The sequence below is a fragment of the Pseudomonas brassicacearum genome (assembly GCF_003732175.1).
In the GTDB taxonomy this organism is placed as follows: Bacteria; Pseudomonadota; Gammaproteobacteria; order Pseudomonadales; family Pseudomonadaceae; genus Aquipseudomonas; species Aquipseudomonas brassicacearum_G.
Genome location: NZ_MOBI01000028.1, coordinates 112,059 through 133,827, shown reverse-complemented (window position 1 = coordinate 133,827; position 21,769 = coordinate 112,059). Strand labels below are relative to the sequence as shown.

19 protein-coding genes are annotated in these 21,769 nt (G+C 58.8%); 6 read left to right on the top strand and 13 right to left on the bottom strand.

Annotated features, from left to right (window positions below; genetic code table 11):
* Nucleotides 1-3: 3 nt before the first annotated feature.
* Genes nagZ through BK658_RS25080 form a run of 3 tightly spaced genes read right to left on the bottom strand, consistent with a single transcriptional unit; the run spans nucleotide 4 to nucleotide 1,919 of the window.
* Complete coding sequence (nagZ, locus tag BK658_RS25085; RefSeq protein WP_123584639.1) at nucleotides 4-1,014, bottom strand: beta-N-acetylhexosaminidase; 1,011 nt, start codon at nucleotides 1,012-1,014, stop codon at nucleotides 4-6.
* A complete protein-coding gene (locus BK658_RS30075) occupies nucleotides 1,011-1,163 on the bottom strand; it encodes a hypothetical protein (protein WP_185019895.1) in 153 nt (50 codons plus the stop codon). The genes nagZ and BK658_RS30075 overlap by 4 nt, the downstream gene beginning before the upstream one ends.
* A gap of 48 nt (nucleotides 1,164-1,211) precedes the next feature.
* Complete coding sequence (locus tag BK658_RS25080) at nucleotides 1,212-1,919, bottom strand: TetR/AcrR family transcriptional regulator (RefSeq protein WP_054593186.1); 708 nt, start codon at nucleotides 1,917-1,919, stop codon at nucleotides 1,212-1,214.
* Between the two features lie 252 nt (nucleotides 1,920-2,171).
* Between BK658_RS25080 and lexA the strand changes: the two genes are divergently transcribed.
* Nucleotides 2,172-2,780, top strand: a complete 609-nt coding sequence (gene lexA, locus BK658_RS25075) for a transcriptional repressor LexA (RefSeq protein ID WP_054593187.1) — start codon at nucleotides 2,172-2,174, stop codon at nucleotides 2,778-2,780.
* A gap of 10 nt (nucleotides 2,781-2,790) precedes the next feature.
* Nucleotides 2,791-3,264, top strand: a complete 474-nt coding sequence (sulA, locus tag BK658_RS25070) for an SOS-induced cell division inhibitor SulA (RefSeq protein ID WP_123584638.1) — start codon at nucleotides 2,791-2,793, stop codon at nucleotides 3,262-3,264.
* A gap of 106 nt (nucleotides 3,265-3,370) precedes the next feature.
* On the opposite strand, the gene BK658_RS25065 is transcribed toward sulA, so the two are convergent.
* The 7 genes from BK658_RS25065 to BK658_RS25030 all read right to left on the bottom strand — a co-directional run bounded on the left by BK658_RS25065 (nucleotide 3,371) and on the right by BK658_RS25030 (nucleotide 11,825).
* On the bottom strand, nucleotides 3,371-3,604 hold the full coding sequence (locus BK658_RS25065; protein WP_019692745.1) for a hypothetical protein: 234 nt from the start codon (nucleotides 3,602-3,604) through the stop codon (nucleotides 3,371-3,373).
* A gap of 151 nt (nucleotides 3,605-3,755) precedes the next feature.
* Nucleotides 3,756-4,280 (bottom strand): DUF6586 family protein, encoded by a 525-nt coding sequence (locus tag BK658_RS25060; protein ID WP_123584637.1) that lies wholly within the window; start codon nucleotides 4,278-4,280, stop codon nucleotides 3,756-3,758.
* Nucleotides 4,281-4,423: 143 nt separating this feature from the next.
* The gene (topA, locus tag BK658_RS25055) at nucleotides 4,424-7,045 is read right to left on the bottom strand and encodes a type I DNA topoisomerase (protein WP_123584636.1); all 2,622 of its coding nucleotides are present in this window, start codon (nucleotides 7,043-7,045) and stop codon (nucleotides 4,424-4,426) included.
* Between the two features lie 114 nt (nucleotides 7,046-7,159).
* Nucleotides 7,160-7,396, bottom strand: a complete 237-nt coding sequence (locus BK658_RS25050) for a DUF1653 domain-containing protein (protein WP_019692748.1) — start codon at nucleotides 7,394-7,396, stop codon at nucleotides 7,160-7,162.
* A 100-nt stretch (nucleotides 7,397-7,496) separates the two neighbouring features.
* Entirely contained in the window at nucleotides 7,497-8,672 is a 1,176-nt protein-coding gene (gene fadA, locus BK658_RS25045) for an acetyl-CoA C-acyltransferase FadA (protein WP_024618393.1), read from the bottom strand.
* Between the two features lie 30 nt (nucleotides 8,673-8,702).
* Nucleotides 8,703-10,850, bottom strand: coding sequence for a fatty acid oxidation complex subunit alpha FadB (gene fadB, locus BK658_RS25040; RefSeq protein WP_123584635.1), 2,148 nt, complete (start codon nucleotides 10,848-10,850; stop codon nucleotides 8,703-8,705).
* A gap of 537 nt (nucleotides 10,851-11,387) precedes the next feature.
* Nucleotides 11,388-11,825 carry a hypothetical protein gene (locus BK658_RS25030; protein WP_123584634.1) on the bottom strand — a complete coding sequence of 146 codons (438 nt, stop codon included), beginning with the start codon at nucleotides 11,823-11,825 and terminating at the stop codon, nucleotides 11,388-11,390.
* Nucleotides 11,826-11,929: 104 nt separating this feature from the next.
* On the opposite strand from BK658_RS25030, the gene BK658_RS25025 reads away from it, so the two are divergent.
* The gene (locus BK658_RS25025) at nucleotides 11,930-12,367 is read left to right on the top strand and encodes a universal stress protein (RefSeq protein WP_019689573.1); all 438 of its coding nucleotides are present in this window, start codon (nucleotides 11,930-11,932) and stop codon (nucleotides 12,365-12,367) included.
* A gap of 184 nt (nucleotides 12,368-12,551) precedes the next feature.
* On the opposite strand, the gene BK658_RS25020 is transcribed toward BK658_RS25025, so the two are convergent.
* Nucleotides 12,552-14,468, bottom strand: coding sequence for an ATP-binding cassette domain-containing protein (locus tag BK658_RS25020; RefSeq protein ID WP_123584633.1), 1,917 nt, complete (start codon nucleotides 14,466-14,468; stop codon nucleotides 12,552-12,554).
* 213 nt (nucleotides 14,469-14,681) lie between these two features.
* Here BK658_RS25020 and BK658_RS25015 point away from each other — a divergent pair, with 213 nt between their 5' ends.
* Nucleotides 14,682-16,610: a transglycosylase SLT domain-containing protein gene (locus BK658_RS25015; protein WP_123584632.1), complete on the top strand. Its 1,929-nt coding sequence runs from the start codon at nucleotides 14,682-14,684 to the stop codon at nucleotides 16,608-16,610.
* Nucleotides 16,611-16,623: 13 nt separating this feature from the next.
* On the opposite strand, the gene BK658_RS25010 is transcribed toward BK658_RS25015, so the two are convergent.
* The gene (locus BK658_RS25010) at nucleotides 16,624-18,420 is read right to left on the bottom strand and encodes an ABC transporter transmembrane domain-containing protein (RefSeq protein WP_185019894.1); all 1,797 of its coding nucleotides are present in this window, start codon (nucleotides 18,418-18,420) and stop codon (nucleotides 16,624-16,626) included.
* Between the two features lie 258 nt (nucleotides 18,421-18,678).
* Here BK658_RS25010 and BK658_RS25005 point away from each other — a divergent pair, with 258 nt between their 5' ends.
* On the top strand, nucleotides 18,679-18,858 hold the full coding sequence (locus BK658_RS25005; protein ID WP_123584631.1) for a PA1571 family protein: 180 nt from the start codon (nucleotides 18,679-18,681) through the stop codon (nucleotides 18,856-18,858).
* Between the two features lie 174 nt (nucleotides 18,859-19,032).
* Here BK658_RS25005 and pdxB read toward each other — a convergent pair whose 3' ends face one another.
* Nucleotides 19,033-20,175 carry a 4-phosphoerythronate dehydrogenase PdxB gene (gene pdxB, locus BK658_RS25000; RefSeq protein WP_123584630.1) on the bottom strand — a complete coding sequence of 381 codons (1,143 nt, stop codon included), beginning with the start codon at nucleotides 20,173-20,175 and terminating at the stop codon, nucleotides 19,033-19,035.
* Nucleotides 20,176-20,325: 150 nt separating this feature from the next.
* Between pdxB and BK658_RS24995 the strand changes: the two genes are divergently transcribed.
* Nucleotides 20,326-21,741: an MATE family efflux transporter gene (locus BK658_RS24995; protein WP_123584798.1), complete on the top strand. Its 1,416-nt coding sequence runs from the start codon at nucleotides 20,326-20,328 to the stop codon at nucleotides 21,739-21,741.
* The last annotated feature ends 28 nt before the right edge of the window (nucleotides 21,742-21,769 follow it).

The window sequence follows — 21,769 nt, the reverse complement described above, 5'->3', positions numbered from 1 at the left end:
TCCTTAATCAATCAGTTGGGCATCTTTGAGCGCGCCAAGGGCGGTCAGCCAGCGCGGATCCTGCCGGTAATCGGTGCGGGCGAACGACTGGCTGCGCATCCGCGCAATGCGTGCAGACGGCTTGATCTTCAGGCGCTGAGCCGCACTCAGTGCCAGTTCGGCGGCCGCGCGATCATTGCATACCAGCCCCATGTCGCAACCGGCAGACAGCGCCGCTTCGATCCGGCTGGCAGCGTCGCCAACCACATGGGCACCGGCCATCGACAGATCGTCGCTGAAGATTACCCCGTCAAACTGCAATTCTCCGCGCAGGATGTCCTGCAGCCAGCGGCGCGAGAAGCCGGCGGGCTGCGAGTCAACTTGCGGGTAGATCACATGGGCGGGCATCACTGCCGCCAGTTGCTTGCTCAAGCGTGCGAACGGTACGAGGTCCTTCGCGCGGATTTGCTCGAGACTGCGCTCGTCATTCGGAATCGCGACGTGCGAATCGGCCTCTGCCCAGCCATGGCCTGGGAAGTGCTTGCCGGTCGCCGCCATGCCCGCGCTGTTCATGCCGCGAATGAATGCGCCTGCCAGCAAGGCCGCACGCTCCGGGTCACCTTCGAATGAACGGGTACCGACCACGGCACTGCGCTGGTAGTCGAGGTCCAGCACCGGGGCGAAGCTCAAATCGAGGCCGACAGCCAGCACTTCAGTCGCCATGATCCAGCCGCACTGCTCGGCCAGGTATTCGGCGTTCGGGTTGTCAGCAATCGCCCGCATGGCAGGCAGACGCACGAAACCCTGACGCAGGCGCTGCACTCGACCGCCCTCTTGGTCTACGGCCAACAGCAGGTCGGGACGCACCGCGCGGATCGAAGCACTCAACTCGCGAACCTGACGAGGATGCTCGATATTGCGCGCAAAAATAATCAGGCCACCCACTTCGGGCTGACGCAACAGTTGGCGATCTTCGGCCGTCAGCCAGGTACCGGCGACGTCCACCATCAACGAGCCTTGCAGGCCAGCAGTCATAGAAATTCCTTGATAACGAAAAGCGCGCGCGGCGCATCTTTGAAGAGCCCGGCCCGATGCAAACACACGACTTCGCCGCCAAGGGCGATGCCCGGCTGAACGTGGTCGGTAAAAGAGAAATCGAGCGGGTCTGAAACGAGAGTCGGCATGGGCGGCTAGCTTAGCGGATGTAAGCTGCCGCGCCCACCCGTGAGCCGTTAAACCTTGGCGGCGACGGGTGCCGATTTGCTGCGAGGACGCAACTGGGCCGACGCCATGGCCTCGTCGGTGACGCCGGTTTCTGCGCGCATGCCAGCAGCCAGGAACGGCACCATCAGACGCATCACCTGCTCGATCGAGGTGTTCACCCCGAAATCGGTCTCGGCGATCGCGCGCAAGGCCTTGATCCCCGACATGCTGAACGCCGCTGCGCCGAGCATGAAGTGCACGCGCCAGAACAGTTCGATAGGCGGAATACGCGGTGCGGCTTCATTGACCAACAGCATGTAACGACGGAATACCTTGCCGTACATGTCTTCCAGGTAACGCCGCAAGTGCCCCTGGCTCTGGCTGAATGCCAGCCCCAACAGGCGCATGAAGATAGACAAATCATTGCCGCTGCGTGGCTGCACCACGAGGGCTTGCTCGACGAGGATTTCCAGCAACTCTTCAAGGCTCGGTTTGCTGTCCGGCTTGGCCTGACGGCGCTCCAGCTCACGATCGAGGCTGATGCAGAAAGGCCCGAGAAAACGCGAGAAGACGGCCTGAATCAAGGCCTTCTTTGAGCCGAAATGATAATTCACTGCCGCCAGGTTGACCCCAGCCTTGCTGGTGATCAGCCGCAATGAAGTTTCGGCAAAACCTTTTTCCGCGAACAGCTGCTCTGCAGCATCGAGAATGCGTTCAACGGTTTCCGACTGGGCCATGGCTACTCCGCCTGACAAACACTTGTTTGAAACATACGTTTCAGCCTGGGCATTGTCAAGCCTGCCTGTTCGTTTTGCGAACGGTCGGTCAGCTATTTAACCATACAAGTCGGGAGCTGTAGCCAGTCCTACAAGCAGCAAGCTGACGATCTGTAAACCGACCGTCCAGCGGCCGGATAAAAAAGGAGGATTGCCAAGACCACTCCACTGTATATAATCCCAGTCACTGTATAAAAAGACAGAGCGATCGACATGATAAAACTGACGCCACGCCAAGCTGAGATTCTGGCTTTTATCAAACGTTGCCTCGAAGACAACGGCTATCCGCCGACCCGTGCAGAAATCGCCCTGGAGCTTGGCTTCAAGTCACCCAATGCCGCTGAAGAACATCTCAAGGCACTGGCGCGCAAGGGTGCAATCGAAATGACGCCCGGCGCCTCACGCGGCATTCGCATCCCGGGCTTCGAAGCCAAGGCCGACGAGTCCACCTTGCCGATCATTGGCCGGGTTGCTGCCGGCGCTCCGATTCTCGCTCAACAGCACATCGAAGAATCCTGCAACATCAATCCTTCTTTCTTCCATCCACGCGCCGACTATTTGTTGCGCGTTCACGGCATGAGCATGAAGGACGTGGGGATTTTCGACGGCGACCTGCTCGCCGTGCATACCACGCGCGAGGCCCGTAACGGCCAGATAGTGGTTGCGCGGATCGGCGACGAAGTGACCGTCAAGCGCTTCAAGCGCGACGGCAGCAAGGTCTGGCTGATTGCCGAAAACCCCGAGTTTGCCCCGATCGAAGTGAACCTGAAAGATCAGGACCTGGTGATTGAAGGCTTGAGTGTCGGCGTCATTCGCCGCTAAAGGAGGCGTTATGCAGTTCCCTCACACACCACAGCACACACAACTTCCGCTGTTTGAAGCGTTCATGGCGCAGCCGTTGGCGCCGATTCTCAAAGACGTGGTCGAGTCGCCCTGGAGCGCCGAACCCGAAGTGTTCAGTGAGCTGTCATTGCGTGGTGCGGCAGGGAACTGCCTGAACCTTCTGGCCCCCATCCTCAGAGAGTTGAGCCAGGACAAGGACGCTCGCTGGCTGACGCTGATCGCTCCACCTGCCAGCCTGACTCAAGCCTGGCTGCGAGATGCCGGCCTGAACCGCGAACGCATTCTGTTGCTGCAACCACGGGGAACACAAAGCGCCCAGCAACTGGCTTGCGAAGCCCTGCGCCTGGGCCGCAGTCACACCGTTGTAAGTTGGCTGAACCCGTTGAGCTCCAGCGCACGCCAACAGCTGATCAGCGCCGCCCGTACCGGGGATGCTCAAAGTCTGAATATTCGGCTGGGCTAAGTGACACGCACTGTGCACTTGAAAGGCGCAGGGCTTCTCCAGGACAGAGAAGCCAATCTGTAACGTCGATGTGAAATGATGCCCTACGAAAAGCCGATGAACGGAATCAATGAAGAATCCGCGGCCCTTCTTCTTTGTCGAATTCGCCTTCAACCAAGCGCCCAGCCATCTGCACACCCACGCTCAACATCGCCTTGGCGACTTCAACGTGCTGGCCCTGCAGGAACGCTTTGGCGTCTTCAGAGAAGTTCAAAGTCACCAGAGAACCCTCGTCCTCAGCTCTGCGCAGCTCAATACGGCCGTCTGGCAGTTCGACAATTTCTAGAAAGGACGTTGGCATAAAGGTCTGTTCTCCACGAAAGGCGGGGATTATATAGTCATCAGCGCGGCTTCGCTCGGGATCTTGACCGGCTGCACGTCACCGAAACCAATGCTAAAGATCATCCCTGATCCATGGCCATCACTGAACACTCAGCGCTCCGTGCGCAGATTCAGCACTCATTCAACCCTTCGCGAAACCGAATCGCCAAATCCTTGAGGTTCTGACGCCAGCTCTCCAGCTCTTCTCGGCTCAACTCTTGAGGCGTCTCTTCTTCATCGAGGTTAACCGCCATGATCAGCGGCTGGGTCACGTCGCCCTTGGGCTTGTGCGGCACGCGTGGCGGTTGAAACAGCGCGGCATGGGCAGCCAAAAGCTTTGCCAGCCAGGTTTCAGGGTTATTCGCCAACTCGACCATCTCCGCCATTTCCGGAATAGCGATGGTCTCGAGCACTTCACGAGTCAGCAGCAATTCTGCTCGCGGTGCATTGGCCTGAGGCAAACGGTAGAAACCGGCAATCTCATGACACAAGCCCAGCAGTGCGCCGTACAAGTGAAACAACGCTGACTCACGCCCGGCCTGGATCAGCGCCAGGGAGTTCATCGCCCGCCCCTCTTCCGCCCGGGCCAGCGCCTCAAGCGACAGGCCGGCAAAGTAAATTTTCTGATTGGTACGGGTATAGAGCTCAAAGGCCATGACGGCAGTCTCCACAACGAAATAAGACGCGTAATGCGGGTCTGACAGTGTCATGGATCAGACAAGCCGACCGCAAGCACAAAACAAAAGGCCGCATGAAAACCCGAGGGTTCGCATGCGGCCTTTGGCATCGCATTGCCCGATTATTTGGCTACGCGCTTGTCTTCAACCACCCACTTGCCACCGTCGTAGAATGCCTTCCAACCGGTAGGCTTGCCTTCGACCTCGGTCTGCACGTACTGCTCCTTGGTCTTGCGGCTGTAACGGATCACCGCCGGGAGACCATCCGGATCCTTCTTCGGCGCTTCGCAGAGGAAGTGGTACTTCGGATCGATCTCATCCTTGTGCGGCACGATCTCGATCACCAGCGGAGCACGGGTCTCGCGGTTTTTCGGGAACTGGCTCGCCGCCAGGAACAGGCCAGAAGCACCATCACGCAGAATGTAGGTGTCGTTGACCTTCTCGCACTTGAGCTCGGGCATCTTCACCGGATCCATCTTCGGCGGCGCCGCGTCACCGCTCTTCAGCAGTTTGCGGGTGTTTTTGCAGGTCGCGTTGGTGCAACCGAAGAACTTGCCGAAACGGCCAGTCTTCAACTGCATTTCGCTGCCGCACTTATCGCACTCCAGGCTCGGACCTTCGTAGCCCTTGATGCGATAGCTGCCTTCTTCGATCTCGTAGCCTGCGCAATCCGGGTTGTTACCGCAGATGTGCAGCTTGCGCTTCTCATCCAGCAGGTAAGCGTCCATCGCGGTGCTGCAGATCGGGCAGCGATGCTTGCCACGCAGCACCAAAGACTCCGACTCACCCTCGTCGTCTGCAGCGATTTCATCGCCCGGCACCAGGTTGACGGTGGCTTTGCAGCGCTCTTTTGGTGGCAGGCTATAACCCGAACAACCAAGGAACACACCGGTCGATGCGGTACGAATCTGCATCGGACGACCGCAGGTGAGGCACGGGATGTCGGTCATGACCGGCTGATTGGCACGCATGCCGTTTTCCGCACTCTCGGCTACTTCGAGTTTCTTCTTGAAGTCGCCGTAGAACTCGTCCAGCACGTTTTTCCAGTCACGCTCGCCCTGGGCGACGTCATCGAGGTTCTCTTCCATGCCGGCGGTGAAGCCGTAGTCCATCAGGTTCGAGAAGCTTTCGGACAGACGCTCGGTGACGATGTCACCCATCTTTTCCGAGTAGAAACGACGGTTGTGCAGCGCGACGTAACCGCGGTCCTGGATAGTCGAAATGATCGCCGCGTAGGTCGAAGGACGACCGATACCGCGTTTTTCCATTTCTTTAACCAGGCTCGCTTCCGAGTAACGCGCCGGCGGCTTGGTGAAGTGCTGGCTTGGATCAAGCTTGATCAACTTCAGCACATCGCCTTGCACCATGTCCGGCAGCACATCGTCGTCGCCAGGCTTGGCCATTTGCGGCATGACGCGGGTGTAACCGTCGAACTTCAGAATGCGGCCCTTGGCGCGCAGCTCGAAGCCGCTAGCGGCGACGCTGACGGTAGTCGACAGGTATTTTGCCGGCAGCATCTGGCACGCGACGAATTGGCGCCAGATCAGCTCGTAGAGACGCTCAGCGTCACGCTCCATGCCCGACAGCTTGCTTGGATCGGTATTCACATCAGAAGGACGAATCGCTTCGTGAGCCTCTTGCGCGCCTTCCTTGCTGCTGTAGACGTTCGGTGTTTCCGGCAGGTACTTGCCGCCGAACTCACCTTCAATATATGTACGCGCCATCGCCACGGCATCAACCGAGAGGTTGGTCGAGTCGGTACGCATGTAAGTGATGTAGCCAGCTTCGTACAGACGCTGGGCCATCATCATGGTTTTCTTCACGCCGAAGCCCAGGCGGTTACTGGCAGCCTGTTGCAGCGTGGACGTGATGAACGGTGCCGACGGCTTGCTGCTGGTCGGTTTGTCTTCGCGCTTGGCGATGGTGTAGCTGGAAGCCTTGAGCTTCTCCAGCGCAGCCATGGCCTGGGCTTCGTTGAGCGGCTTGAAGGCTTCGCCGTTTTCACGGGCCACTTCAAAACGCACATTGGCGCCCTTGGTAGTGCCGAGGTCAGCATGAACTTCCCAATACTCTTCCGGGTTGAACGCACGAATTTCGCGCTCACGCTCCACCACCAGCTTCACGGCTACCGACTGCACACGGCCGGCAGACAGACCGCGAGCGATCTTGGCCCACAGCAGCGGCGAAACCATGTAACCCACCACACGGTCGAGGAAGCGACGCGCCTGCTGAGCATTGACTCGATCGATATCCAGCTCGCCCGGCTTGGAGAAGGCTTCCTGAATCGCCTTCTTGGTGATTTCGTTGAACACCACGCGCTTGTAGCGGCTGTCATCACCACCGATGGCTTCGCGCAGGTGCCAGGCAATGGCTTCCCCCTCGCGATCCAAGTCGGTTGCGAGATAGATGGTGTCAGCATCTTTGGCGAGCCGGCGCAGCTCTTCGATGACCTTTTCCTTGCCCGGGAGGATCTCGTACTTGGCTTTCCAGCCATGATCGGGATCGACACCCATGCGCGAGACCAGTTGCTTGCGCGCCTTTTCTTTAGGCGACAGCGCCGGCGCTTCACCAGCAGCAGCCTTGCCGCGCTTGGCAGCAGGCTCTTTGCTGGCGCTAGCCGAACCGCTGGTGGGCAGGTCTCGGATATGGCCGATACTCGACTTCACCACGTATTGGTTACCCAGATACTTGTTGATGGTCTTGGCCTTAGCCGGGGATTCCACAATGACCAGCGATTTGCCCATGGATCAGAAAATTCCTGAATTCTAGAAGTGAAAGGCGGTTGGCGCCTGACGCGGCACCGCTATATATAGTGGCAACAAGGTGAGGTCAAGCGCAGGGTTCTGCGCGCTCTCAGCTTATGGCCTTGAAAAAAGGCTTGGTTCGGCCTGCACCAAAGCAAAGCGTGGGACCTGTTCGCCGTCAACTTCGACCGACTCCAGGAACATGCTCAAGGGACGCACCCAAAAGCCGTAATCGCCATACAGGGCTTGGTAGAAGACCACTTCTTCTTCGGTCTCGGAATGCCGCGCAACACTGAATACGCGGTACTGCGGACCTTTGTAATGCTGGTAGAGCCCTGGTTGTATCGGCATGGTCTGGCCCTCACTCAAATCACTTGAAATAAAAAACAAAAAAAATCTTCAGAAAAACAAAAACCGGGGCACTTGGCCCCGGCTTCCGTCGACGAATCGCTTAAACGCGTTCGAAAACGGTGGCAATGCCCTGGCCGAGGCCAATGCACATGGTCGATACACCGAAGGTGCCGCCATTCTGCTTCATTACATTGAGCAGCGTGCCGGAGATACGTGCACCGGAGCAACCGAATGGGTGGCCCAGGGCGATCGCGCCGCCGTGCAGGTTAACCTTCTCGTTCATCTTGTCGAGCACTTTCAAATCTTTCAGCACTGGCAGGGCCTGTGCAGCGAAAGCTTCGTTGAGTTCGAAGAAGTCGATATCGGCAATACCCAGACCTGCACGCTTCAGTGCTTTCTGTGTCGCCGGTACTGGACCATAGCCCATGATCGCCGGGTCCACACCTGCCACTGCCATCGAGCGGATCACCGCCATCGGCTGGATGCCCAGGTCCTGTGCACGCTGCGCCGACATCACGATCATGCACGAAGCACCATCGGTGATCTGCGACGAAGTACCGGCTGTCACGGTGCCACCCTTTGGATTGAACGCCGGCTTCAACGCCGCCAGGCTTTCCAGGGTAGTTTCCGGACGGATGGTTTCGTCGTAGTCGAACAGTTTCAAGAAACCGTTCTCGTCGTAACCCTGCATCGGGATGATTTCGTCTTTGAACTTGCCTTCCACCGTCGCTTTATGGGCGAGTTGGTGGGAGCGCACGCCGAAGGCATCCTGCTGCTCACGGGTAATGCCGTGCATTTTGCCGAGCATTTCAGCGGTCAGGCCCATCATGCCCGAGGCTTTCGCCGCGTACAGCGACATGTGCGGGTTCGGATCGACACCGTGCATCATGCTCACGTGACCCATATGCTCGACGCCGCCAACCACGAACACGTCACCATTACCGGTCATGATCGCTTGCGCTGCTGTGTGCAATGCGCTCATCGACGAGCCACACAGGCGGCTGACGGTCTGGCCGGCAGCGGTGTGCGGGATCTGAGTCATCAAGGACGCCATGCGGGCGATGTTCCAGCCCTGCTCCAGGGTCTGGTTGACGCAGCCCCAGATCACGTCTTCGACTTCGTTCGGGTCGACTTTGACATTGCGTTCCAGCAACTTGCTGATCAGGTGTGCCGACATGTCTTCGGCGCGGGTGTTGCGGTGCATGCCGCCCTTGGAGCGGCCCATCGGAGTACGACCGAAGTCGACAATCACGACGTCTCTAGGATTCAAGCTCATATAATTTCACTCTCGCTCTAGTGTGGGCGCTTAACCGAAGAAGCTCTGGCCGTTTTTGGCCATCTCGCGCAGCTTCTCGGTCGGGTGGTACAGCGCGCCCAAATCAGCGTACTGGTCAGCCAGGGCAACGAACTCTGCAACACCGATTGCGTCGATGTAGCGCAGTGCACCGCCACGGAATGGAGGGAAACCAATACCGTAGACCAGACCCATGTCGGCTTCGGCAGCGGTTTCGACGATGCCGTCTTCAAGGCAACGCACGGTTTCCAGGCACAGCGGGATCATCATCCAGTTGATGATGTCTTCGTCGGTTACTTCACGCTGTTCGAAGACGATTGGCTTGAGCACTTCGAGTACCGACGGATCGGCTACTTTCTTCTGCTTGCCGCGCTTGTCGGTCTCGTAGGCGTAGAAGCCCTTGCCGTTCTTCTGGCCCAGGCGCTTGGCTTCGTAGAGCACGTCAACGGCCGAACGACGGTCGTCTTTCATGCGGTCCGGGAAGCCTTCAGCCATCACGTCACGACCGTGGTGACCGGTGTCGATACCGACCACGTCCATCAGGTATGCCGGGCCCATTGGCCAGCCGAATTTTTCCATGATCTTGTCGATACGGACGAAGTCCACACCGGCGCTGACCAACTTGGCGAAACCGCCGAAGTACGGGAACAGAACGCGGTTGACCAGGAAGCCCGGGCAGTCGTTGACGACGATCGGGTTCTTGCCCATTTTCTTGGCATAGGCAACGGTGGTGGCAACAGCCAGCTCGCTGGACTTCTCGCCACGAATGACCTCAACCAGCGGCATCATGTGCACCGGGTTGAAGAAGTGCATGCCGACAAAGTTTTCCGGACGCTTGAGGGCCTTGGCCAACAGGCTGATGGAAATGGTCGAGGTGTTCGACGCGAGGATGGTGTCCTCTTTGACCTTGTCTTCGACTTCGGCCAATACCGCTTGCTTGACCTTAGGGTTCTCGACAACGGCTTCAACCACCAGGTCGACGTGGCCGAAATCACCGTAGGACAGGGTTGGACGAATGCCGTTGAGCACTTCGGCCATTTTGGCTGCGGTCATGCGGCCTTTCTCAACGCGACCAACCAGCAGTTTCGCGGCTTCAGCCAGACCCTGCTCGATACCGTGCTCGTTGATGTCCTTCATCAGGATAGGCGTGCCTTTGGACGCCGACTGATAAGCGATACCGCCACCCATGATACCGGCGCCGAGTACGGCAGCCTGTTTCACGTCTTTGGCGATTTCGTCGTAGGCCTTGGCTTTTTTCTTCAGCTCCTGATCGTTCAGGAACAGACCGATCAAGCTCTGCGCAGCAGAGGTCTTGGCCAGCTTGACGAAACCGGCAGCTTCAACTTCCAGAGCCTTGTCGCGACCGAAGTTCGCGGCTTTCTGGATAGTCTTGATCGCTTCAACCGGTGCCGGGTAGTTCGGGCCAGCCTGACCGGCCACGAAACCTTTGGCGGTTTCGAAAGCCATCATTTGCTCAATGGCGTTCAGCTTGAGCTTTTCCAGCTTCGGCTGACGCTTGGCCTTGTAATCGAACTCGCCGGAGATGGCGCGCTTGATCAGTTCCAGGGCCGCTTCCTGCAGCTTCTCTGGAGCGACCACCGCATCGACTGCGCCGACTTTCAGCGCGTCTTCCGGACGGTTTTCCTTACCGGCGGCAATCCACTCGATGGCGTTGTCGGCACCGATGATGCGCGGCAGGCGAACGGTACCACCGAAGCCTGGGTAGATGCCCAGTTTGACTTCCGGCAGACCGATCTTGGCCTTGGTGGACATGACGCGGTAGTCCGCCGCCAGGCACATTTCCAGACCGCCACCCAAAGCGATGCCGTTGATCGCGGCCACGGTTGGAACATTGAGGTCTTCGAAATCGCTGAAAATCTTGTTGGCTTCGAGGTTGCCAGCAACCAGCTCTGCATCCGGCAGCTTGAAGTTGTCGACAAATTCGGTGATGTCGGCACCGACGATGAACACGTCCTTGCCACTGCTGACGATCACACCCTTGACCGACGCATCTGCCTTGATGGCGTCTACGGCCGAACGTAGTTCGTTCAGGGTTAGACGGTTGAACTTGTTGACGGACTCACCCTTGAGGTCGAATTTCAATTCGACGATGCCACTTTCAAGAGCCTTAACCGTGATGGCTTTACCTTCGTAAATCATCAACTGATCTCCACGATATGGAAGCTGAACAGTACACGTCGGACGCTGACGTTCTGGCTCGGCATGGACGTTACCGTCGATGCTAACGCCATCCCACCAGGCACACCCGCCAACGCGATAGTCGGGATTCTGTAGGAGCCGTCTGTAATACAAACGCTCAATTCATACGCCCGTTTGATTTGGGTACGCCACCTTCACGGAATTTCCGACAATTGTCAATCGCCCAAAATGCGGGTTGTAACTCGACTTTACGGTCATATCCGTACCACGAAGACCTGCAACACGCGGATGCATGTTCAACCATTCATAGAATCAATATTTAGAAACGTCGCCCTAATTAGCTGCGCAACTCGAAATACAAGCTACGCTGGCCGGGGACGTTTAACGAAAAACAGAAGCGCTTATGGCGAACGCCAAGCGCAAGATCAACGCCACGCCTCGGACAGCGTGACGATTCAGCGAATTACCGGCCTGCCTGGCCACTCCAGCCCGATGACGATGTCGGGCTTTTTATTGCCTGTGTGTAGGCGCTGCGTTTCAGGCTAATGCCTTCAGCACTGCATCGATCTCATTCAAAACACTGGCCTCGCCCCGCTCCCCCCAATACAACGTGATCATTTGCTTGTCGGCCTCAATCTTGTAGACGTTGGCCGGCAACTTCCGGAAATGAATCAGCAACGACTCATCCTGACAAACCTCTCGCCATTGATTGACCCACACACCCGGTGCACTTTGCCAATAAATCCAGCACGCCGGCTGATTGCCCCGCCGCGGACGATGATATTGCGCACACGGGCTGGGCGGCGCTGGCTCCAGCCAATGCGGCCACTCCTGCGGCGCCAGCTGCATGGCCAGGCCAATACGCCGCGCCTCCATGCGCAAGGCCATCTGCCCCCCCTGTTTACGCGAAGGCCGCAGCCATGCCAGCGGGCTCAGCACCACTGCGAGGATTGACACCACTATCCAGACCGTCATATCTGTACTCCCGAATCTTGATGGGCAGATTGATCCCTGTCGGAACCGATCCGCTTGAAACCAGCCATACTTACCGTTATCGCAATCCTCAGGAGGAGCACCTCATGCCCTACCACCATATTCTGGTCGCCGTAGATCTAACCGAAGAGTGCGATCCTGTGATTCACCGTGCTCGCGAGTTATCGGTCAGCAACGGTGCCAAATTGTCCCTGGTTCATATTGTCGAACCGATGGCCATGGCCTTTGGTGGTGACGTGCCGATGGACCTGTCGCAATTGCAGCAACAGCAATTCGACCAGGCCAAGGAGCGCCTCGAGCGCCTGATCAACAAATATCCTGAACTTTCCAAAGAATACAGCCACTTGACCTATGGCCAGCCACGCCAGGAAATCCATCATATGGCCAAGGAACAGGAGTGCGACCTGATCGTCGTGGGCAGTCATGGCCGCCACGGCCTCGCACTGCTGCTGGGCTCCACCGCCAATGACGTGCTGCATGGTGCGCCTTGCGATGTACTGGCAGTGCGCCTGATCAAAAGCTGAATACGTCCAAATGGAGATCCAGTGTGGGAGCCGGGCTTGCCCGCGATAGGGCCATTACAGCCAATGCAAAGGCTGAGGTGATGCCATCGCAGGCAAGCCAGCTCCCACATTAGATCGTATTGCATATGAAAAGCCCGACGTTCAGCGATGAACGTCGGGCTTTTTTACATCAGCAACGGATCAATCAGGCATCCAGCTCGGCCCAGCGCTCGACCAGTGCATCGAGTTCCGCTTGCAGTTGCTCAAGCTGCGCGATGACCTTGGCGGTTTCGGCAGCAGGACGCTGATAGAAAGCAGCATCGGCCATTTCGGCTTGCACCGCGGCGATTTGCTGTTCCTTGGCGTCGATATCGCCCGGCAGCGCTTCCAGTTCACGCTGCAGCTTGTAGCTGAGCTTTTTCTTGGCCACTGGCGCTTCTTGAGCGACCACTGGCGCAGGCGCCGCACTGACGACCGCAGAGTTCAGGTCTGCCTTGCCGGATTTGCTCTCGGTCACGCCCAACAGGCGCGGCGAGCCACCCTGACGCAGCCAGTCCTGATAACCACCGACGTATTCACGAACCTTGCCTTCACCTTCGAAGACCAGGGTACTGGTGACCACGTTGTCGAGGAATGCCCGGTCGTGGCTGACCATCAGCACGGTGCCGTTGAAGGTCAGCAAGACCTCTTCCAGCAGCTCGAGCGTTTCCACGTCGAGGTCGTTGGTCGGTTCGTCGAGTACCAGCAGGTTAGCCGGCTTGCTGAACAACTTGGCCAGCAACAAACGCGCACGCTCACCACCCGACAATGCCTTGACCGGCGTGCGGGCACGCTGCGGGCTGAACAGGAAGTCGCCGAGGTAGCTCAGTACGTGACGGCTCTGCCCGTCGATATCGATAAAGTCGCGACCTTCGGCGACGTTGTCGATCACGGTCTTTTCCAGATCCAGCTGATGGCGCAGCTGGTCGAAATAGGCCACATCGATGCGAGTGCCCTCTTCAACCGTACCGCTGGTCGGCTGCAAACCGCTGAGCATCAACTTCAGCAAGGTGGTTTTGCCAGTACCGTTGGCGCCCAGCAGACCGATACGGTCGCCACGCTGCAAGACCATGGAGAAATCCTTGATCAGGAACGGGCCATCCGGGTGGGCGAAGCTGACGTTCTCGAGGACCATCACCTGCTTGCCGGACTTGTCAGCGGTATCCAGCTGAATATTGGCCTTGCCGGTCCGCTCACGACGCTCGCTACGCTCGACGCGCAGAGCCTTGAGGGCACGAACGCGACCTTCGTTACGGGTGCGACGAGCCTTGATGCCCTGACGGATCCAGACTTCTTCCTGGGCCAGCTTCTTGTCGAACAACGCGTTGGCGGTTTCTTCAGCGGCCAGCGTGGCTTCCTTGTGAACGAGGAAGCTGGCGTAGTCGCCGTTCCAGTCGATCAGGCCGCCGCGATCCAGTTCCAGGATGCGGGTTGCCAGGTTTTGCAGGAAAGAACGGTCGTGCGTGATGAACAGCACGGCGCCCTGGAAATCCTTCAAGGCCTCTTCGAGCCAAGCGATGGCACCGATGTCCAGGTGGTTGGTCGGTTCGTCGAGCAGCAGCAGATCCGGTTCGGAAACCAGGGCCTGCGCCAGCAGGACGCGACGGCGCCAGCCCCCGGACAATTCGGCGAGGGTCTTGTCAGCCGGTAATTGCAGGCGGCTCAAGGTGCTGTCGACCAATTGCTGCAAACGCCAGCCATCGCGAGCTTCGAGGTCGTGCTGGACGTGCATCAGTTTGTCCAGATCAGCGTCGGTCACGATGTTCTGGCTCAGGTGGTGATACTGCGCAAGCAGCTCGCCCACACCGTCCAGGCCTTCGGCAACCACGTCGAACACTGTCCGCTCGTCGGCCACCGGCAGTTCTTGCGGTAATTCGCCGATCTTGAGGCCTGGTGCGCGCCAGACGGAGCCGTCATCAGGCTTCTGATCGCCCTTGACCAGCTTCATCATGCTGGATTTGCCAGTGCCGTTGCGGCCGATGATGCACACCCGCTCACCACGGGCGATCTGCCAGGACACCTTGTCCAACAACGGCATAGCGCCGAAAGCAAGGGACACATCGCTGAATTTGAGCAGGGTCATGAGCTTCTCCAAAAACCGGGCGCGCATTCTACCTGACTTGCGACGTCAGAAGGCCGGCATTTTCAATGTCGAAGCACTCTGCACAACAATTGTTGCGATCTTGTACCGACGAGCCGGCAAAGCTTTCACCGGTTGCTGGCAAAAGGCTAAGCTATAAATAATCAGTGCTGGCATTTGCAGGCACTTGTCGTGTTTTTTCTGCCCGGACGTCTCATGCGCAGTCGCCTTTTCAGTTTTTTATCCTGTTTGATTCTTTCTGCCGCTGCCGTTCAATCCGCCCAGGCGGTGGACTTGTCTACCCAACGCCAGTATTACGACGAAGCCAAGCGCGCCTTGGCCAAAGGCGATACAGGCCCGTATTTTCGCTACAGCCAGGAGCTGAGCGATTACCCGCTGGAGCCGTATCTGGCCTATGACGAGTTGACGGCGCGCCTGAAAACCGCGAGCAACGATGAAATCGAAAGATTCCTCGCCGAGCACGGCGACCTGCCGCAAGCCAACTGGATGAAATTGCGCTGGTTGCGCTGGCTGGCTGAACGGGGTGACTGGTCGACCTTCGTCAAATACTACGACCCCAAGCTCAATTTCACCGAACTGGACTGCCTGAATGCGCAATACCAGATCGGTCACAACCTCAAGTCCGAAGGTTACGCCAACGCTGACAAGCTTTGGCTGACCGGCAAATCCCAGCCTGAAACCTGCGACTCGTTGTTTGCGCAATGGGCCGCCGAGGGTCAACTGACCGAACAGAAACGCTGGGAACGCCTCAAACTCGCCGCTCACGCACGCAACTACGCGCTGGCCAACAGTTTGATCAACAACATGACCACCCTGGCATCGCGTGGACGTTTATTGGTAGACGTCGCGCAAAGACCCGAAATGCTTGACCAGCCTTCGCGCTTCACCCCGGCCGATGAAGCCATGTCCGACATTGTCAGCCTTGGCCTGCGCCGCTTCGCCCGCCAGGATCCGGACCGCGCGATGGCCCTGCTCGACAGCTATGCCGCCAGCATGCACTTTTCCAGCGCAGAAAAGGTCGCTATCGCCCGTGAAATCGGCCTGACCCTGGCCCGTCGCTTCGACAGCCGCGCCCTAGACGTGATGACCAAATACGACCCGGAGCTGCGCGACAACACCGTATCCGAATGGCGTTTGCGCTTGCTGTTGCGCCTGGCACGTTGGGACGACGCCTATCAGTTGACCCGCCGTCTGCCACAGGATTTGGCCCTTACCAATCGCTGGCGTTACTGGAAGGCCCGAAGCCTGGAGCTGGCCCAACCACAAAACCCGGAAGCGCAAACCCTGTACAAGAGTCTGGCCCGTGAGCGTGACTTCTATGGGTTCCTTGCCGCTGACCGTTCGCAATCGCCTTACTCGTTGATCAACAAACCGCTGATGTTGAGCCCCGCGCTGATCAATAAGGTTCGCAATACACCGGGTATCCGTCGGGCGCTGGAATTCCTTGCCCGGGGGCAGATCGTCGACGGGCGCCGCGAGTGGTATCACGTCAGCCGTCACTTTAGCCGTGACGAAATGGTTGCCCAGGCAAAACTGGCGTACGACCTGAAATGGTATTTCCCGGCGATCCGCACCATCAGCCAGGCGCAGTACTGGGATGACCTGGACATTCGTTTCCCGATGGCTCACCGCGATACTCTGGTACGTGAAGCCAATGTCCGCGGCCTGCATTCGAGCTGGGTGTTCGCCATTACCCGCCAGGAAAGCGCCTTCATGGACGACGCCCGCTCCGGCGTCGGCGCCAGCGGTCTGATGCAGTTGATGCCCGGCACCGCCAAGGAAACCGCGCGCAAGTTCAGTATTCCGCTGGCCTCGCCGCAGCAAGTGCTGGAGCCGGACAAAAACATCCAGCTCGGCGCGGCCTACCTGAGTCAGGTCCACAGCCAGTTCAACGGCAACCGTGTCCTCGCCACCGCCGCCTACAACGCCGGCCCCGGCCGTGTTCGCCAGTGGCTAAGCGGTGCCAACCACCTGAGCTTCGACGTCTGGGTCGAAAGCATCCCGTTCGACGAAACCCGCCAGTACGTACAGAACGTGCTCTCCTACTCGGTGATCTACGGCCAGAAGCTCAACTCACCGCAGCCGCTGGTGGATTGGCATGAGCGGTATTTCGACGATCAATAACCGGTAATACCGGTTATGTAGGCGCTGCCGAAGGTTCGCCGTCTTCGGCAGCGCCCACAAACTGCAACGCCGCCAGCCGCGCATACAGCGCATTGCTGGCGATCAGTTCGTGGTGCGTACCCACCGCTACCAGTTTTCCCTGGTCCATCACCGCGATCCGGTCGGCGTTTTTTACCGTGGCCAGGCGATGGGCGATGACCAGCGTCGTGCGGTTTCTCATCAAGCGGGGCAGCGCTTGCTGGATCAGGTATTCACTTTGCGCATCGAGGGCGCTGGTGGCTTCGTCCAGCAGCAGGATCGGTGCATCCACCAATAATGCCCGGGCGATGGCCAGGCGCTGACGCTGACCACCGGAAAGTCCGAGACCGCCGTCGCCCAGATGCGTCTGGTAGCCATCAGGCATTTTTTCGATGAAGTCGTGGGCGTAGGCAATCTTCGCCGCTTCCTGGACCTGGGCCAGGGTTGCCGAGGGTTTGCCATAGCGGATGTTCTCTTCGATGCTGCCGAAGAACAGCGCCGGGCTTTGCGACACCAGCGCGAAACAACGGCGCAAATCCATAGGATCAAGCTGGGTCAGCGGCACGCCATCGAGCAGGATGCGGCCCGCTATCGGATCGTAAAAGCGCAACAGCAGGTCATAAACCGTCGACTTGCCGGCCCCTGAAGGTCCGACCAGCGCGAGGGTTTCGCCGGCCTTGATGGCCAGACTCAAACCATCGATAGCGTAGCTTTCGGGCCGTGACGGGTAGGAAAAACGTAGATCTTCGAGCAGCAAATCGCCACGCACTCGATCAGGCAATGTCACTTGCCCCGAGACCGGTGGCTGGATGATGTTTTCCGAGCGCAGCAACTCGGCAATTCGTTCAGCCGCGCCGGCCGCCCGCTGCAGCTCGCCAATCACTTCGCTCAAAGTGCCAAAGGCACTGCCGACGATCAGGCTGTAGAACACGAAGGCCGCCAGCTCACCCGCGGAAATGCGCCCGGCCATCACGTCCATGCCGCCGACCCACAGCATCACCGCGACCGCCCCCAGCACCAGCATGATCACCAGGGTTATCAGCCAGGCGCGCTGGACGATACGTTTGCGTGCGGTATCGAAAGCCTCTTCCACGGTGACGGCGAAGCGTTGTTCGTCCTGCACCTGATGGTTATAGGCCTGCACGGTCTTGATCTGGCCGAGCGATTCCGACACATAGCTGCCGATGTCGGCAATGCGATCCTGACTCAAGCGCGACAGGCGGCGAACCCGGCGACCGAAGATCAGAATCGGTGCGATCACCAACGGCAGCGTCACCACCACAATGCTGGTGAGTTTCGGGTTGGTGATAAACAGCAGCACGACTCCGCCGATGACCATCAGCAAATTGCGCAGGAACAGCGACAGCGACGAGCCGATCACCGATTGCAGCAGTGTGGTATCGGCCGTCAGACGCGACTGGATCTCGGAGCTGCGGTTGTTCTCGTAGAACCCCGGATGCAGGTAGATCAAATGATTGAACACCTGTTGGCGGATATCGGCCACGCAACGCTCACCGATCCACGACACCAGGTAAAAACGCATAAAAGTGCCGATCGCAAGGCCCAACACCAGCAACATGAACACGCCGATGGACTGGTTGAGCAACTGCGGTGACTGGGTCATGAAGCCCTGGTCCACCAACAGGCGAATGCCCTGCCCCATGGACAAGGTAATGCCGGCAGTGACAATCAGCGCCAGCAAGGCACCGAGCGCCTGCCAACGGTAAGGTGCAACAAAACGACTGGCCAGGCGAATCGCGCGGCGGTGACGGGCAGACAGCATCAGGATCATCCGAAAGCACAAACTGAAAGAATCAACCCGGCCAAGCCTACACCGGTCGATCCGCCGCAACGCTGTAAATCACAATGAGTCAGGTTAAATATGACCGCAGACAATAGAGCCTAGATGTTATCGGTCTAAAGTCCGGCTAGAAGTCCGAGGTTATTTCTGATGGACTGGTACTGCCGCCTTGTCCCCTGTAGGGAGTTGTCACAGCTTGGTCATTTGGTGGTTCTACAGTAAATGCACAACCTGATGAGGAGACAGGCCATGTCCTTGCAAAATAGCAGCGATGACAAAGTTCAAGTGATTCGCACGCAGCCACACCAGTCTCTGGGATGCGCCATTATTGACGCCCAGGGGCGCGAAGTGCCGATCACTGAAGACATGATCCAGAGTGCGTGCCGCGAACTGGAACAACGGTTGGTCAAGCCTGCCAAGCAAGATTGATACATAGCCTTACGTCTTCCGACCCGGCCCCTTGGCCGGGTTTTTTATTACCCGTTTGAGAGTAATGTCGTCTGTCAGGGACTCATCGCGAGCAAGCTCGCTCCCACAGGGTTTTGTGAACACCGAAAATCCACTGTGGGAGCGAGCTTGCTCGCGATGAGGTCGACTCGATCCCTAGACAGCCACCGCCCCAAGCGCCGCCACCATTTGCCGCAATGCCGGCGACTCACCCTCAATGCGCACCTTCAGCCCGTCAATCTCGCGCCGCTCAGGGTAATGCTTGCGCAGCAAGTCAAACGCCGTGCGCTGTTCGGCACCGCTGACCACCAGGCTGCGGCGGAAATCCGCGTCATCACGGCGCGGGTCGTACACGCCACGGCAGACCATCGCCAAGGCCCAGGCCGGATCACAACTGGCGTTCAAGTGAACTTGCGCCAGCCACGGTGCCGGCAACAACTGATCAAGGGAGACCTGAGCCGGCTGCCCGAGGAACTGGCAAAACGCCTGATAGATCTGCGCGGTCCCGCGCTGCTTGCCGTCGAGGCTGTAACCGGCGATATGCGGGGTAGCGATCACACACAGCTCGGCCAAGCCGATATCGACGCTCGGCTCGCCTTCCCACACGTCGAGCACCGCTTGCAGGTCTTCGCGCGCAAGCAGCACTTCACGCAGCGCGGTGTTGTCCACCACCGGACCTCGGCTGGCATTGATCAGCCAGGCGCCAGGTTTGAGCTGGTTCAAGCGGTTTTGGTCAAACAGGTGCCAGGTTGAATGTTCGGCGTTGTTGCTCAACGGGGTGTGCAAACTGATAACGTCGCATTGCCCGATGATCTGCTCCAGGCTGACGAATTCACCCCCTTCGGCCGCCTGACGCGGCGGATCGCAGACCAGCACTTTCCAGCCCAGACCTTGCAGAACCTTGACCAGCCGACCACCGACTTCACCGGCACCGACCACCCCGTAAGTGCGCTCGGTCAGATCGACGCCTTCGATTTCGGCCAGGGTCAGCAGGCTGCCCAACACGTAGTCGACCACGCCCCGGGCATTGCAACCCGGCGCGCGGGACCAGGTGATGCCGGCCTGCTGAAAGTAATCCAGATCCAGGTGATCCGTACCAATGGTGCAGGTGCCGACAAACCGCACGTTGCTGCCTTCGAGCAAGTCGCGGTCGACGTTGGTCACCGACCGCACCAGTAGCACATCGGCCTGTTCGACAGTGGCACGGTCGATGGAGCGTCCCGGTACGCGGCGTATTTCACCGAAACCTTCAAAGAACGCATCGAGCAGCGGGATATTTTCGTCGGCAACAATCAGCATGGCAGGCTCCTTTGGCGGATCGGCAGTGTAGCGCAGCTCCCGCAGGGTGGATGAGCTTTACAAATCCACAACACAGGAATTTTCCTGACTACGGCGTCAATGCGTAGAATGCGCCGCCTTGCGCATCAAACCCCTTTGGACGCTTCGCCTGTGAATTCCGTGACTGACAGCCTCGCCGCTACTTCCCTCAACCGCCCGGCCCGGGTTCGCCTGGAGCTTAAAAGCCTGCTTGGCCTGGCGCTGCCGATCATGATCGCGCAACTGGCAACCACCGCCATGGGTTTCGTCGATGCAGTGATGGCGGGCAGAGTCAGCCCACGGGACCTGGCGGCGGTCGCACTGGGTAATTCGATCTGGATTCCGATCTACCTGCTGATGACCGGGGTTCTGCTGGCCACCACCCCCAAGATCGCCCAACGTTTTGGCGCAAAGCAGCACGACGAGATCGCGCCTCTGGCACGCCAGGCCTTGTGGCTGGCGCTCTGCGTCGGACTGATAGGCAGTGGCCTGCTGCTTGGCGCCGAGCCGATCCTGCACTGGATGAAAGTCGACCCGCAGCTGATTGAGCCGAGCATGGGCTACTTGCACGGTATCGCCTTCGGCTTTCCCGGCATTGCCTTCTACTACGTACTGCGCTGCTACAGCGATGCCATGGGTCGCACCCGTCCAAGCATGGTCATTGGCCTGGGTGGTTTATTGCTCAATATTCCAGTGAACTACGCGCTGATCTATGGCCATTTCGGCCTGCCGGCCCTCGGCGGTGTCGGTTGCGGCTGGGCCAGCGGCATCGTCATGTGGTTCATGGCGCTGAGCATGGCCGGCTGGACCCGCTGGGCGCCCTTCTATGCCCCCACGCGTGTGCTGGTGCGTTTCGATCGTCCGCAGTGGGCGGTGATCAAACGTTTGGTCGGCATCGGCCTGCCGATCGGTATCGCGGTATTTGCCGAGTCCAGCATCTTTGCGGTCATCGCCCTGCTGATCGGCAGCCTCGGATCAACCGTCGTGGCCGGGCACCAGATCGCCCTGAACATCAGCTCGTTGCTGTTCATGATTCCTTATTCCCTGGGGATGGCGGTCACCGTACGGGTGGGTCAGGCACTGGGGGCCGGGAACCCGTATCAGGCGAGCTTCGCGGCGAAGGTCGGCCTGGGCGCGGCGCTGGTGTTTGCCGCGTTCTCGGCGAGCCTGATTCTGCTTCTGCGCGAACCTGTCGCCTCGATCTACACCGCCGACAGGACCGTCATCCAGATCGCCTCGATGCTGATCGTCTATGCCGCGCTGTACCAGTTTTCCGATGCTATCCAAGTGATCTGTGCCGGCGCACTGCGCGGTTACCAGGACACCCGGGCGACCATGGTCCTGACGTTGTTCGCCTATTGGGGGATCGGCCTGCCGGTGGGGTACGTGCTGGGGTTGACCGACTGGTTCGGCCCGGCCAGCGGCCCGAGCGGGCTGTGGCAAGGTCTGATTGCAGGCCTGAGCTGCGCGGCGCTGATGCTGTCGATCCGCCTGACGCGCAGTGCGCGCAAGCGAATCCGCATCAGTCAGCGGGTTAACCGACGGTAAAAAGAAGGCCTGCAAACGCAGGCCTTTT